The organism is Chitinophaga sp. OAE865 (assembly GCF_040546735.1).
GTDB lineage: Bacteria > Bacteroidota > Bacteroidia > Chitinophagales > Chitinophagaceae > Chitinophaga > Chitinophaga polysaccharea_A.
In genome coordinates, this window is sequence record NZ_JBEPOF010000001.1 from 6,457,510 (window position 1) to 6,470,984 (window position 13,475).

Sequence of the window (13,475 nt, forward strand, 5' to 3'; positions counted from 1 at the left end):
CCTTATAATATATCCGTGCGCCATCCGTATCTGGCAGCTATTTCCTCAAACTGCTGCTGATCTGTTTCCTTTTTAAAATTAAGGACCACTCTTTTCAGTTTCTTTAATTCTCCCAGCATGCTTACCTCACTTACCGGGATACCGGTAAACTCTGTAACCACCAGGCTTTCCAGGTTCTCATATTGAAATACCTGCCGGAGATCAGTCCACGCGGAGGTATGCAGGAATGCCAGGGAGCGGATGTTTTGCGGATTTTTTGTAACCGGGAGATGATTGATTTTTTTTGTATACCCGATAGATAATTCTTCCAGTTTTTCAAAAGAAGTAAGGAAATCAAAAGATTCAACTCCCTTAGCGTAACTGATACTGAATCTGCTGATATGGGGGTATACTGCTGCAAGCATCGCTGCCTGTTTCAAAGTATTGGTAACAGTAAGATCTGTAAGCCCGTTATTCGGTTTCATTTGCCCTGCATCCAGGCGGGAAACCTTCAGCTCATGTAACCCTGTAAGCTGATTAACAACGGCGGACTGCTGCTTATCTGCAATGCCATACTCCAGTTCCAGCACCCTCAAACCTTTAGAGGCCAGTAATGGTTCCAGGCCGATATCCTTTTTGTAGAAACCATTTAAACGGAGCATTTCCAGTGTACCGGCGCGGCCCAGCGGCTCCAGGCTTTCAAGGGGCTGCCCGCCGGTACAAAGCAGCTTTACATAACGGAAGTTATCCAGTTGCGCGATAATATCCAGGTTGGTAAAATGCCGGTCCTTCCCCGGCACGCCGGGATCCACCACCAACACAAGGGTTATTTGTCCGTTCTTCCGCAGGTACTGATTTAATATCGCTATCTTATCAAGGCTCAATGCTCCTTCTATAGCCACTACTGTGATGGCTAAGGCATCCATGGCTAAAAGATCTGCATCAGCTACAGCATTAATTTTTACAATCATTCCTCTCTTTCTTTTATATGACCTTTACCTCAAAACCGGTCCGTTTCCTTTTTAATATAAACAAAATTTCATGGAAGTTGCTGCTATATGATATATTCTTCACCAATACTATGTCAATTTTACCTGTAACTTTTCTTTCCTCACCTCATAGGCTATTTTAACAAACGTTATGGAAAACAGCCTGTTAAAATCCAAGCAGCATTTTGAGGTACTGGATGGTTTGAGAGGGCTTGCAGCCCTTTCCATTGTAGTGTTCCACCTGTATGAATTCATCACTCCTGATTACACTAAAAGCCCTATCGGGCATGGTTACCTGGCAGTGGATTTCTTCTTTTGCCTATCGGGTTTTGTGATTGGTTATGCCTATGATGAGCGTGCGCCAAAACTTGGCCTGCGTATTTTTTTCCGTAACCGTTTAATACGCCTGCATCCTATGGTGATCTGGGGCAGTGTGATTGGCTTGCTGGGCTTTATTTTCGATCCTTTTATTGGTCCGGCTTCCATTGCGGAAGCAGGTACAGGGAAAATAATACTGGCCTTCCTGTGTTCCTTACTGATGCTGCCCTTCCCCTGGCTGCCAGGAAGATTTAACGGGTTATTCCCTTATAATACGCCAGCCTGGTCACTATTCATGGAGTATATTATTAATATCGTTTACGGGCTGGTGCTCTTACGTATCTCCAAACGCTGGCTGCTGGTATTGCTGTCGCTGTCGGCCATATGGATCGCAGCAGTTGCCAGGTACAGGGGATGGATCATCACCGGTTGGGATTCCCCGACTTTTACCGATGGATTTGCAAGGGTAACTTTTTCCTTTTTGGCAGGACTAACCATTTATCGTTTTAACCTGGTTATTCCAAACCGGTTGAATTTCCTGCTATTGGGCATTTTACTGCTGGGTATATTTATGTTCCCTCACTATACCAACGACTGGATCACTGAAATGATACTGGTAATGCTTGCCTTTCCCCTGCTGCTATCGCTCGGCGCCGGCACCACTGCCCATGGCTGGATACGCCGTTTCTGCGTATTCACGGGGCGGTTGTCGTATCCCCTTTACATGACCCATATATGGGCGGTATGGCTTTTTGGTAATTACCTGGCTACCGTGAAGCCGGGTAAAACAGACATATATCTTTCCGCCACTGCTGTATTCGTGGGATCCGTTTTACTGGGGTATATAGCGCTGCGTTTTTATGATGAGCCGGTAAGGGAGTGGCTTACCAGGGCGGCTGTGAAAAATGTAAAGAAGAAAACGGCCCCTGTTGAAGACTTACCGGCTTCAGACATCATTCCTCATTAAGCGGCTGCAGGACAATATTGGGATGCTCCGCAATAATTTCCATCAATACATCAAAATAAGTTTGCCCGGTACCATTATCCAGTGCAGCCAGTTTTTCACGAAAGTGCTCCTTATTAAAAGGAGAACCCGGCAGCAACTTCTCTTCATAATATTGCTTCGTAACAGTATAACCCAGGGCTTGCCGGCTTTTTTCCATATTCTTCCATATCAGTTTTACCGGCTCATTGCTCTTTATGGCCCCAAATCCGCCATAGAGGAGGTCATTAAAGGCATCAAGACTGTTCCCCAACTGCCAGTTCTCCCCGCTCATGAATACCCTGTTTATTTCCCTGTAAAAGGAAGGGATATCGATGATCACATCTCCATTAATAACTATTTGTTTCTCCATGCATATTTTCCTTTTATCTTTTATAAAGATAAGGGAAAGAATGGCTGTCCCCGGGAATGGTACCTGCCAGGGGCCGGCATTGGAAATCACTATTGTTGAGAAGTATGGAACAGTTATCCGACACATATTGTATACCGGTTTATGGAATTTTCCTCCCGTTGCATCTTTTCCTGAAAACACCGGGCTTTGCTATTATTTTACCTGGGCTGCGGCAGCATCTTCTTACTGGCATTTATCCTGCTGAGTGATGTTAAGGGAATCAACACCGCTGCCAACCGCTGGATGGGAATTTTCTATCTTTTTGCAGGCTTTGCCATGCTGGGGTTTATTGCCGGCCAAACCAATACCGGCAATGAATGGCCATTCCTGGTCCCGGTAATGGAGTCGACCCGGTTTGCCATGGCGCCGGCGCATTATTTTGCCATCCTCCATTACACCAGTATCCACTATCGTTTCCGGAAAAATGACCTGCTTCACTTTATCCCTGCATTACTTTTCCTTCCCATACTCTTTGGGGCAAGCCGGTACCTGCCGCCATGGATGGGAATCGTAGTAGGACTAAGTATAAAATTGCAGATCATCCTGTACTGGATTTCCGGCTACCTCCAACTCCGGAAACATGGGCAACACATCACAAACTTCACCGCAAATACCAGCCCCTCAGATCTTTCCTGGCTAAAAAACCTGATGTTGCTCACCGGTATCATGATCATTAACCAGCTATTATCTTCATTCTTCCGGTATGCTGCCGGCGCCTCTTTTTCTTATGTTATTTACCTGGCAGCCATCTATCTCTCCTGCTATTATGCGCTCAAACAAGACAATATATTTCCACCGCTAACTACGCCGGAGCCACTTTCCGCCGATACCTGTACCGGACCACCACGGCTACACGAAAATGAAACAGCAGTACTGAAAGCACAACTGGATAAACTGATGCGGGATGAAAAACTGTATACTGACCAGGAGCTTTCATTGCCACAGCTGGCTGAAAAACTGGACCTGTCGCTACACGAACTATCCTGGTTGCTAAACAAGGAAATAGGAAAAAACTTCTATCAATATATCAATCACTTCCGGGTAGAACAGGCAAAAGAATTGCTGCAATCTCCCCGGCACCTGCATTTAAGCATACTGGCCATCGGCTTTGATGCAGGCTTCAATTCCAAAACAACTTTCAATAGTACATTCAAAAAAATGGTGGGTATGACACCCCGGGAATTCAGGGATTTAGTGGTACGGATGGATGCAGGCGGGCAGTAAAGCCCTCTACCGTAGCTAGTATTGCAGAAAACGTAATACTATGAAGCAACTAAAATTTGGGCCGGCTATGCTGGCTGCCACACTCACCGGATTCATCGCCTGTTTTGTTTTATACCGCATGCTGTCCCGTTACGCATCAGGCTGGGCGCCTGCCCCGTTCATATGGCTCCTGTCTTTCCTGATGCTGCCGGGCGCTCTTTCTTACGCAATCATTTATTATTTCCGGTACCGGAAGTCTGAAAGCCACATCAGCGGGATACTAAGCACTTTTAATGTCATCATCACCTTCCTGCTGGCCTTTGATCTCTACTCCTTCGGCTGGCAAAAGATCTTCCATCTCCAGATGGTAGTACCTCTTGGAATACTTGATCTGCCGTTCAACAATCTCGATGGAGAAACCCTCACCTGGGCGTATTTCAGAAGATCTTACCCGTTTACAGTTACCATTGCCCTTGCGCAGATATCGGGCTCCATCATGCTGTTATTCAAACGTACCCGCCTGCTGGGATTGATTATGCTGGTGCCGGTGCTGCTTAATATCATCCTTATCGACATATACTATCATCTCCATACATGGGTATTAGTGCACGCTATTGTGCTCATGTCCGGGATTATCTACCTGTTATACCAGTATAAAACAGTGTTAACAGAGTTCTTCTTTTACATCTCCCCCGATATATTAAAATGGAATACAGGAAAAAAAACACACCAGGCTGCCGGCATCATCATCCTGCTGCTTCCGCTTATCCTCCTGCTTACCTATCATTATCCTGATAAGCATCCGCAGTTTACTGGCAAATACAAGGTCATTGATCTCTTTGTTAATAATATTCCCCAACAGGCTGGCAACTACAGGGACAGTGTGCTCACTGCTATATACATGGATCTGCAGGATGATATGGTGCTGGAGTTCAATCACTATAACAACAGGTATATAGGCACCTACCATTATGATCCGCAAACACAGCGTATCAGTACTCAATGGCGATATCCCAAAAAATTCAGTCTCCGGTTTGACGGTACTTTAATGCCTGTGGGCCATAGTCATAACCTCCGGTTTAAAGGAATGCTGGGAGATGATAGTGTGCAAATGCAGCTCATCTATATGCCGGAGCCGCGTTAAACAAGCATAAAGGCGCACAGGATATCCTTATGCGCTGCCCTGTCTAAAAATCAGTGAAAAGTATAAATCTTCCCCTAAGATGTAAAAGCCGGTGCCTGTAAACAACCCGAATTTTGTGTTCATAAAACCGAATATTATGAGCACAGACAATCAAAAAGTTGCCCTTATCACCGGCGGAAGCCAGGGCATAGGCAAAAGTATAGCACTGAACGCAGCCAAGCGTGGCATAGGCGTAATACTAACGTATAACAGTCACCCGGAAGCAGGAACAGCAGTAGCCAATGAGATCAAGGCAAATGGCGGTAAAGCCGTTGCCCTGAAATGGGACTCCGCCGATGTAGCCTCCTTCAACGATTTTGCCAGCCAGGTACAGCAGGTGCTTAAGAATGAATGGAACCGGGATAACTTCGACTACCTTGTAAACAATGCAGGAATAGCCCAACGTACACTTATCAGGGATACCACCGAAGAGATCTTTGATCAATTGGTGAATGTAAACTTCAAAGGGGTGTTTTTCCTTTCACAAAGGCTGATCCCGCTGATAGCCGATGGCGGGCAGATCATAAATATTTCCTCCGGGCTGGCACGATTCGCGTTTCCGGGCGTGGCAGTGTATGGGGCGCTCAAAGCTGCCGTGGAAGCATTAACCAGGTACTTCGCCAAAGAGTACGCCGACAGGAAGATCCGCGTTAATACGGTAGCGCCAGGTGCTATTGATACGGAATTTGGAGGAGGAAAAGGCGACGAAAGCCATCGCCGGCAAATTGCTGATATGACAGCCCTCGGCCGCCTCGGGGAGGCAGACGACATCGGTCTTTTTGTGGCCTCCCTCCTTTCAGACGACAGCCGTTTCTTGAATGCACAACGTATCGAGGTTAGCGGCGGCATTGTTATATGATCGGCCACCGGATGCACGGCTTTTCAAAAAGCGTTAATTTAACATAGCAAACCCGCTTACTAAACATGAAATACATAGATATTCCATCCATTTCAGCATTGCACGAATTCTTTCGCTGTGAGAAGCCGGTGCATCCGTTGATCAGTATTGTTGATCTGGCTAAAATAGACCGCTCCCACAGGCAACCCGGCGATGTATACAGGCTGAACCTCTATGCTGCTTCCTGCAAAATAATAAAGGGAAATTTCGGGTACGGCCGTACCAATTATGATTTCGCGGAAGGCTCCCTGATGTTTACCGCACCCCACCAGGCTTTATCTCCCGATCCGGATATTAAAGTGATGGAAGGCTGGGGCCTGTATATTCACCCCGATTTTTTAAATGCAGATCCAAGGGGGCGTAAACTCACGGAGCTTTCCTTTTTTGGCTACGATGCCAATGAAGCGCTGCATATCTCCGATTCGGAGAAGGTGATCCTGGAAGGATGTATCAGGAATATACAGCGGGAAATTGCCCTGAACCTCGACAAACATTCCTACCACCTGATTATTAGCAACCTGGAGTTATTTTTTGCTTATTGCACCCGCTTTTATGATAGGCAGTTCCTGACAAGAACAAAGCCCGGGAATGATATTGTACAGAAATTCGACAGGCTGCTATCAGATTATTTTAACCAGGAATCATTAATTGAAAATGGCTTGCCGGATGTAAAATATTTTGCATCACAACTTCACCTGTCTCCCAATTACCTGTCGGATCTGCTGAATAAATATACCGGCAACACCACACAGGAACATATTTACTTCAAACTTATAGACAAAGCCAAAACATTATTGTGGAGCACCGAAAAACCCATCAGTGAAATTGCCTATGACCTTGGCTTTGCACATCCTTCCCATTTCACCAAGCTGTTTAAAAATAAAACAGGACTTTCTCCCAGCCATTTCAGGAACCAGAATTAGCAGATCATCCACGATGCCCACCGCCCGCCTTTTCACCGGCATTACCGGGAAACAGGGTACCAAAAATCCGGTCCCATAGCACTGTATAAAAACCATAGTTATAATGGGGCAACTTATGATGGTCATTATGAAACCTGGTGGTGCCCAGGAAGCCTGATTGCAGTAAAACGGAGATTCTTTTTGGTAAGATCTCCTTGTCTAAATGACCTATGGTGCCCCAAAGTAAATTAATAAACAGGTAAATGGAGATAGCAGGATAAGAGAATGGATAAATAAAAAGCACCAATACAAACAAGCCTCCAAAACCCAGCGCTTCTACAGGATGTAGTACAAATAAACTGATAGCGTTGGTGGATTCATGCTGATGATGCCGGAGATGAAAAAGTTTATAAAACAAGGGAAGATGAGCTACGCGATGAAAAATGTACATCAAAAAGTCCATGGCGATAACAAGAAAAATCACCTCCATAATGATCTGAAATACATTGGCGCTATCGCCTACGCTCAGTATATCCCTTTGCCACAAGGAATAGCCCACAATAAATACAAGGGCGTTACACCCCGTCACCAACACCGATAAACGAATATCCCCGCTGGTCACTTTTTGCAACCCGCCCTGTAAAGGCGTATTCCGGCTAAACCGGCTGAACAGCATATAGCAGCCGACAGATAAAAAAAACAGGAACAGATTTATTACTATGCTGAGCAGTATAAGTTGTATGACAGTTATCTGCTTTAATGCCTCCATTATATTCATACCGCCGCCTGGGTTTTATACCTGTTCCGGTACTCCACCGGCGTAGATCCTGTAATTCTCTTGAATATTGTCCTGAACGTTTTTAAATCGTTATATCCCACCTTATAAGTAATGGCGGCAATATTCGTTTCCCCATCTTCAAAGGCCTTCTTGGCCGCTTCTACTTTTATCCGCTGAATAAACTCAATAGGGCTTAATGAGGTGGCGCTTTTAAACCGGCGGATAAAGTTGCGCTTGCTCATATTCACCTGCCGTGCAATCTGTTCTACGGAAAGATCTGTTTCAAACTTCTTCTCAATATAGCTTTGGGCTTTATGTATTTCATCATCATTGTGAAGACGCCGGCCTGAAAAAATGGTGAAAATACTTTGTGAAGTTCTCCCGTAATCCAGGGCATAAAATTTACTTAATTCTATGGAGATGTCCTTGCCACAGTTTTTCTCTATAAAATACAACAAGGCATTTAATGAAGAAAACCCGCCCCCACCGGTAACAATGGATGCTGAATAGGTGACAACATGATCGGCTTTAAAATCGATTAACGGGTATCTCTTCTGCAGGTCTTCTATGGCTCCCCAATGGGAAGTAGCCGGCATTCCGTTCAGTAAGCCACATTCTGCCAGGAAGTAAGCCCCGGTACAAAGACTGATCACCTGCGCTTTTTCGTCGTATTTCTGCCTGATCCAGCTAATCAGCTTCGCGTTTTTGGAAAGTAATTCGTCGATATTCCCCGGCCCTGTGCTCATAGGCGGAACGATCACAATATCTGTATCAAAATCATCCGATATGGTTTTGCTGCAATAAAACTGCACAGGTATCTCCCGCTGTGCATTTTTACTCCCCGCCCCAATCAGCTCCACCTGGAAAGGAGCGGACCCGCCTCTTTTTACAACGGCTTCATTGGCGCTCATCAACAGCGCCGTGGTGTTGGAAACTGCCGTTGGCAATACATCTTTATATATAATTATCGAAATATGCTTCATAACTGGTGCTGCATTGCTTCCTCAAAAATATACAAAAAAATGGCACGAAATGCACTGCTCAATGTCACGTTTGCACAGTGATGACCTTTCAGCCCCTCCCTAATTTTACATCAGCAATCAAAAAAAGTTATTATGAAAACAATATTCGATAACGCAACAAGAGAAGAAATCATCAGCAGGATTAACACACTGACCGGAAAACATACTGCGCAATGGGGTAAAATGAATGTTTACCAGATGACGAAACATTGCACCATATGGAACAACTGGATGTTAGGAAGAGGTCATACTACCTATACGCAAGGGCTCCTCGGAAGGGTCTTTGGTAAAATGGCCCTAAAAGGCATGGTAAACAACGACAGGCCAATGAAAAAAGGCATGCCATCCGGCCCCGCGTTCCTTACCAAAGAAAAGACAGGAGATTTAGAATTGGAGAAAAGGATATGGGCAGAACAGGTAGCTGCATATGGGTACTATTCGAATCCAGGCTTTATCCACGATTTCTTCGGCAAAATGAAGATGGATGAAATCGGCATTTTCGTATACAAACACTTTGATCATCACCTGCGGCAGTTTAATGCGTAAAGCGTGCTTTGATTTACCACCTTGTTAAGCTGGCGGAACAGACCTGCTTTTACTTAATTGTATATATCCGGTAAATTAATTTGCCAGGCGCCGGGAAACGGCCTACACCTATTGTAACAGTGTGATTCAGCCAGGAATAACGGTGCGATCCTGTCATGCCAATATCGCGAACATGGTATTTATTCTACCTGGAAACAGGTACAACAGCAGGCTTCCGGCCGGTTTGATACCAGCTGTTGGTAAAACACCGGTATCTATCCTTTGCCCTGCACTTTGTTATCATTGTTCGCTATTACTTTCCTTTCTTTATAATGATATTGATAACACCGGCAGCGTCTTCCGCATCATTTTGCCGGGGCGTGGTAATAATCTCTATCGATTTATCGTTGCAGCAGGTATTATGTTCAGGGCTGCGGGCCATCTGCCCAGAATATTTACCATAAATGAAGATCTTAAATCTAAAATAAAATCTCCCAATTTCTCTCTAATCTTTAAATTACATCTCTTTAAAATTAAAATCCCTTTATTGTATGAAAAAGTTAACCTATTTCATCCTCTTTATCTTGTTCGGCTACAACGCTGTAGCACAAACGCTCCAAACAGTAACAACTGCCGGCAATACCACCTCTACCTTCATCGTTTCAACAGCCCAGGTTGGATATAGAAATAATGTAAACGGCAAAGGCTGGGATTGGGGAGCCGCTGCACTCGACAGCTCATGGCGGCTTAATAATACAGGCATCCGGGGTATACTAAGTATACTATCTTCAAATGGATACGTTGGTATAGGAGTAAGTACCCCTGCTTATAATCTCGACGTGGCTGGCACCGGGAATTTCTCCGGTGTACTATCACAGGCAGGGAAACCCGTTTGGCACGCGGGCAACTTTAACCCGGCTGCGTACCTGCCCTTATCTGGTGGAAATATTACCGGCAGTATTGTAATTGGAACAACCGCAGCACAAAAGCAACTGGATGTAAACGGAAATATTAAAACCCGCAGGGTGAAAGTTACACAGGTCGACTGGGCCGACTATGTATTTGATTCTGCCTACCGGTTAATGCCATTGCCCCAGGTAGAAAATTACATTGCCAATCACAAACACCTGCCGGAAGTACCCTCTGCAGCAGTTGTAAAATCAGAGGGAATAGACCTCGGTGATAATCAAGCCGTTTTACTAAAGAAAATAGAAGAGCTTACGCTGTATATCATCGAACAAAATAAAAGAAATGAAGTACTGGCAGCAAGATTAGCCGCCATTGAGCAAACCTTAAATAAAAAGTAAAATGAAAAGGCTGCCTCATAAATAAGAGAGGCAGCCCTTTACCATTCAATATCTCTGCCCCTGCTGCCCCACCACCACTTTAAACGTTCGCCTGAACCCTGTTCCTTCCAGCACCAGCACATAAACGCCACTTCCGGTTTTAGCAGCAAGCGTAAGCGGTTGCCGTACCTGTCCCTGCGATAGCATCCAGTACTGCACTACCTTCCCCTGCAAATCCACCAGGCTGGCCTGCACTTTCTGTTTCAATGCCTGCGGGCAAACTACGTAAATAAGAGCTGATGCGGGATTGGGGTAAATGAAGGCATCGGTAACCACCGCAGGCTTATTACTTAACTGTATATAACTTTCACTCAGCCCTGTTGTGTACCATCCTGCACCATAGTTACCTGTTGAACTGGTAACTGCATCAGCGGTACTATTATCGGTGGGTATTACATCATATGCACCCGTATAGGTAGTTGAAAATGCCAGCCTGTTTTGCGTCGCCCCATCATCTTCCCCATAGCCGATACTAATGCCGGTAAAGCCGGCGAGGCTGCCGCTGCGCACGGCGCAATGCCAGCGCCTTGAAGCCGACAAACTGCTCATACCTGTACCCGGCGTACCGGCTGCACTGTCAGTAGATACTACTACTGTTACTGCGCCACTAACAGATGATACCCCCGTTAACACCACTTTCCTGTATTGCCCTGCAGATCCGACAGGGAAAGTTTTGGTAACCGGCGTAGCGCCCGCAGTAAGCCCTACCCCGCCATTCACGAAACTACTGCTGCTGCCCGGCGTTCCATTGTAGGAGGTATTGGTACAGATCAGTTTTTTGCCTGCCGGCAGATATATGATCCCATCTGTGAGTGTTATCGCTGCATTGCTTGATTTCAGGGTAAGACTGTCACTGATCATCACACCATCGGGGTTGTTAACGGTGATATTGAACAGCGATCTTGAAACCGGGATCTCATGGCCTTCTGTCATCACCTGTGCAGGCGCATTTACATCGTGATTATACACCACGTATAATGCAGCCGTATTGCCCAATGTATAATCACTTCCAAGTGACGCATGTTGCGAGCGCCTGATCTGGCAGTTAACCGAACTGGCGCTGCCGCCTACATTCGTGTTGTCCATAGTGAGATAGGTGCTGTTATAAAACATGCCACTGCCGAGCGTGAGCACCGAGGGAATACTGATGGGTGTTTGCAATACCACGCCGGCGGGATTATTTATCGTAAGACTACGGACGATGCCATTTGAGTAAGTCCCTGTTCCGCCAATAGTGGTGCTATCTGCCGCCGGGCCCATGACCAGGATGGTGCTTGCTTTTGAGAAATCGGCAACGCCGTTGTTCTGCAGACTGCCATTAACTGTAATTGTTCTGCCGATGGTACCATTCCTTGCATAAAAGGTGCCTCCGCTCTCCACAAGCAGGTTGCCTGTAGTAAAGGTATTCGTGGTGGTAGTGTTGAAGCCCAGTGTGCCGGCTATTTCCGTGCGCGTTACTTTCACGGGTGTATTGATAGTAACAGTACTGCCGGCAACGATCACCGCTGTATCGGCATCCGTGGGCACTATACCGCCCTGCCAGCTGGTAGCCAGCGACCAGCTGCCACCGGTGGAAGTTGATCTTATCAGCCTCCCAGTGGAAGAAGGGATTACCTTGAACGGCACACATGCATTGGCGATCTTCCCGCGATGATCGTGTACATATACATATAACCGGTAGTTGCCCGATGCGGCTGGCGCCATAAAACGGGCGCTGTCTGCCTGCTGCGAAACAATTAATCCCGGAAGTGCCGGTAAACTGGCCCCAGGGTCTCCACCGGCCATAATGCTGTTTTCAGGGATGATCAGCCATTCGTAACGCAACGAATCATTATCAGGGTCACTGGCACGCACCCGGCCGGTATTGATGGAATTCGCTTCCACAATAACGGTATCCTCTGCACGTTTGCCGTTGAAAAGCAATGAGTCCCTGGTGCGGATCACGGGCGCATGATTGGATGGATATGCCCCCGTCCATACGTACTGCATTTCATCGGCAGCGCCAAAAGCCTCTCCCAGCCGGTTATACAAGCCAAACCAGGTAACTACGTCGCCGGATGATTGATACCCCCATACAAACACGAAACCACCCAGGCAATTATCAGGCGCATTTGCGGCAATATGGTCAAGATACGACCGGCGGTACACCACTGCCTTTTCCGTACTGGTTTGTTCCACAAAAGCGCCCCATGGCATCTTCCGCTTAGGCTCAGGATTCATCTGCCAGGTGCCTCTGGGCCCGAACTCTGTGATCATATAAGGTTTTGTCCAGCCAGCAGTTTGCAGGTTGCCCAATACCCCCGGAAGATTAGGCGCATAGCTGTTAATGGAAAGTATGTCCAGCTCAGTAAACCGTTCTTTCAGCAACTGCATTTTCTTCAGATCCGAGTTTACAAATACAGCAGTAGTGACGTGGTTGGTGTCTACCTCGTGGATCATCCGTGCAATATCATTCAGCGCATCCCAGTAAGCAATGTTATAAGCGGTGTCCAATGGGTTGTAGTTAGCATCTGTTTCATTACCGATGGCCCACATCAGCAGCGCGGGATAATCTTTATAAGCGAGCACCTGGCTCCGCATGTTCTCAAATTGTACCCTTACGGCTGCAGTATCTGCATAATTCATTTCCTGTAATTTCTTCACGCCTAAACCAAGGCAAACAGTGATGCCATACGTGTTGGCGCTGTCCAGCCAGGTACCGGTGGAATCATTGATACTGTAGGTACGGATGGTATTGCCCCCATAGGCAGATACCTGTAAATAAAAGTTATTGGTGGCCGCTCCCCTGATATGGTACGGCACACCACCGCGATAAAGGGTATATACCCCCGCGGAATCTTTCAGCGTGGTTTTGACAGCCTGTGAAATTGCGTTGCCCGCAACAACAAGCATCATCATCATAAGTATCAGTTTTTTCATAAGTGGAACGTGGTTTTAA

Annotated in this window: 14 protein-coding genes; 7 read left to right on the top strand and 7 right to left on the bottom strand. The window is 46.3% G+C overall.

The window, feature by feature from the left end:
• Positions 1–2 precede the first annotated feature (2 nt).
• Positions 3–950 carry a hypothetical protein gene (locus tag ABIE50_RS25760; RefSeq protein WP_209865291.1) on the bottom strand — a complete coding sequence of 316 codons (948 nt, stop codon included), beginning with the start codon at positions 948–950 and terminating at the stop codon, positions 3–5.
• 169 nt (positions 951–1,119) lie between these two features.
• Between ABIE50_RS25760 and ABIE50_RS25765 the strand changes: the two genes are divergently transcribed.
• Positions 1,120–2,253 (top strand): acyltransferase family protein, encoded by a 1,134-nt coding sequence (locus ABIE50_RS25765; RefSeq protein ID WP_209865293.1) that lies wholly within the window; start codon positions 1,120–1,122, stop codon positions 2,251–2,253.
• Here the strand turns inward: ABIE50_RS25765 and ABIE50_RS25770 are convergent.
• Positions 2,240–2,767, bottom strand: coding sequence for a barstar family protein (locus ABIE50_RS25770; RefSeq protein WP_209865298.1), 528 nt, complete (start codon positions 2,765–2,767; stop codon positions 2,240–2,242). The genes ABIE50_RS25765 and ABIE50_RS25770 overlap by 14 nt on opposite strands.
• 60 nt (positions 2,768–2,827) lie before the next feature.
• Here ABIE50_RS25770 and ABIE50_RS25775 point away from each other — a divergent pair, with 60 nt between their 5' ends.
• From ABIE50_RS25775 to ABIE50_RS25790, 4 genes are all read left to right on the top strand, one after another.
• Positions 2,828–3,904, top strand: a complete 1,077-nt coding sequence (locus ABIE50_RS25775; protein WP_209865300.1) for a helix-turn-helix domain-containing protein — start codon at positions 2,828–2,830, stop codon at positions 3,902–3,904.
• Between the two features lie 40 nt (positions 3,905–3,944).
• Positions 3,945–5,027 (top strand): hypothetical protein, encoded by a 1,083-nt coding sequence (locus ABIE50_RS25780; protein WP_209865303.1) that lies wholly within the window; start codon positions 3,945–3,947, stop codon positions 5,025–5,027.
• A gap of 136 nt (positions 5,028–5,163) precedes the next feature.
• A complete protein-coding gene (locus tag ABIE50_RS25785; protein WP_209865306.1) occupies positions 5,164–5,925 on the top strand; it encodes an SDR family NAD(P)-dependent oxidoreductase in 762 nt (253 codons plus the stop codon).
• Positions 5,926–5,990: 65 nt separating this feature from the next.
• Positions 5,991–6,887 (top strand): helix-turn-helix domain-containing protein, encoded by an 897-nt coding sequence (locus ABIE50_RS25790; protein WP_209865309.1) that lies wholly within the window; start codon positions 5,991–5,993, stop codon positions 6,885–6,887.
• 4 nt (positions 6,888–6,891) lie between these two features.
• Here ABIE50_RS25790 and ABIE50_RS25795 read toward each other — a convergent pair whose 3' ends face one another.
• Together ABIE50_RS25795 and ABIE50_RS25800 are read right to left on the bottom strand one after the other, a co-directional pair.
• Positions 6,892–7,644, bottom strand: coding sequence for a sterol desaturase family protein (locus tag ABIE50_RS25795; protein ID WP_209865312.1), 753 nt, complete (start codon positions 7,642–7,644; stop codon positions 6,892–6,894).
• Positions 7,641–8,627 (bottom strand): GlxA family transcriptional regulator, encoded by a 987-nt coding sequence (locus ABIE50_RS25800; protein ID WP_209865315.1) that lies wholly within the window; start codon positions 8,625–8,627, stop codon positions 7,641–7,643. Before ABIE50_RS25800 ends, ABIE50_RS25795 begins: the two co-directional genes overlap by 4 nt.
• Before the next feature lie 132 nt (positions 8,628–8,759).
• Here ABIE50_RS25800 and ABIE50_RS25805 point away from each other — a divergent pair, with 132 nt between their 5' ends.
• Entirely contained in the window at positions 8,760–9,212 is a 453-nt protein-coding gene (locus ABIE50_RS25805) for a DUF1569 domain-containing protein (protein WP_209865317.1), read from the top strand.
• Between the two features lie 49 nt (positions 9,213–9,261).
• Here the strand turns inward: ABIE50_RS25805 and ABIE50_RS25810 are convergent, their stop codons facing one another.
• Both ABIE50_RS25810 and ABIE50_RS25815 read right to left on the bottom strand, forming a co-directional pair.
• A complete protein-coding gene (locus ABIE50_RS25810) occupies positions 9,262–9,369 on the bottom strand; it encodes a DUF3237 family protein (protein ID WP_209865320.1) in 108 nt (35 codons plus the stop codon).
• 135 nt (positions 9,370–9,504) lie between these two features.
• Positions 9,505–9,633 carry a hypothetical protein gene (locus ABIE50_RS25815; RefSeq protein ID WP_354028174.1) on the bottom strand — a complete coding sequence of 43 codons (129 nt, stop codon included), beginning with the start codon at positions 9,631–9,633 and terminating at the stop codon, positions 9,505–9,507.
• A 109-nt stretch (positions 9,634–9,742) separates the two neighbouring features.
• On the opposite strand from ABIE50_RS25815, the gene ABIE50_RS25820 reads away from it, so the two are divergent.
• On the top strand, positions 9,743–10,498 hold the full coding sequence (locus ABIE50_RS25820) for a hypothetical protein (RefSeq protein ID WP_209865323.1): 756 nt from the start codon (positions 9,743–9,745) through the stop codon (positions 10,496–10,498).
• Between the two features lie 45 nt (positions 10,499–10,543).
• Here the strand turns inward: ABIE50_RS25820 and ABIE50_RS25825 are convergent, their stop codons facing one another.
• A complete protein-coding gene (locus ABIE50_RS25825; protein WP_209865326.1) occupies positions 10,544–13,456 on the bottom strand; it encodes a T9SS type A sorting domain-containing protein in 2,913 nt (970 codons plus the stop codon).
• Positions 13,457–13,475 lie beyond the last annotated feature (19 nt).

What these genes read in the sequence shown, in the direction of transcription:
- ABIE50_RS25760 (WP_209865291.1), bottom strand. Translation starts at nt 950, where the DNA reads ATGATTGTAAAAATTAATGCTGTAGCTGATGCAGATCTTTTAGCCATG.
- ABIE50_RS25765 (WP_209865293.1), top strand. Translation starts at nt 1,120, where the DNA reads ATGGAAAACAGCCTGTTAAAATCCAAGCAGCATTTTGAGGTACTGGAT.
- ABIE50_RS25770 (WP_209865298.1), bottom strand. Translation starts at nt 2,767, where the DNA reads ATGTGTCGGATAACTGTTCCATACTTCTCAACAATAGTGATTTCCAAT.
- ABIE50_RS25780 (WP_209865303.1), top strand. Translation starts at nt 3,945, where the DNA reads ATGAAGCAACTAAAATTTGGGCCGGCTATGCTGGCTGCCACACTCACC.
- ABIE50_RS25785 (WP_209865306.1), top strand. Translation starts at nt 5,164, where the DNA reads ATGAGCACAGACAATCAAAAAGTTGCCCTTATCACCGGCGGAAGCCAG.
- ABIE50_RS25790 (WP_209865309.1), top strand. Translation starts at nt 5,991, where the DNA reads ATGAAATACATAGATATTCCATCCATTTCAGCATTGCACGAATTCTTT.
- ABIE50_RS25795 (WP_209865312.1), bottom strand. Translation starts at nt 7,644, where the DNA reads ATGAATATAATGGAGGCATTAAAGCAGATAACTGTCATACAACTTATA.
- ABIE50_RS25800 (WP_209865315.1), bottom strand. Translation starts at nt 8,627, where the DNA reads ATGAAGCATATTTCGATAATTATATATAAAGATGTATTGCCAACGGCA.
- ABIE50_RS25805 (WP_209865317.1), top strand. Translation starts at nt 8,760, where the DNA reads ATGAAAACAATATTCGATAACGCAACAAGAGAAGAAATCATCAGCAGG.
- ABIE50_RS25810 (WP_209865320.1), bottom strand. Translation starts at nt 9,369, where the DNA reads ATGACAGGATCGCACCGTTATTCCTGGCTGAATCACACTGTTACAATA.
- ABIE50_RS25815 (WP_354028174.1), bottom strand. Translation starts at nt 9,633, where the DNA reads ATGGCCCGCAGCCCTGAACATAATACCTGCTGCAACGATAAATCGATA.
- ABIE50_RS25820 (WP_209865323.1), top strand. Translation starts at nt 9,743, where the DNA reads ATGAAAAAGTTAACCTATTTCATCCTCTTTATCTTGTTCGGCTACAAC.
- ABIE50_RS25825 (WP_209865326.1), bottom strand. Translation starts at nt 13,456, where the DNA reads ATGAAAAAACTGATACTTATGATGATGATGCTTGTTGTTGCGGGCAAC.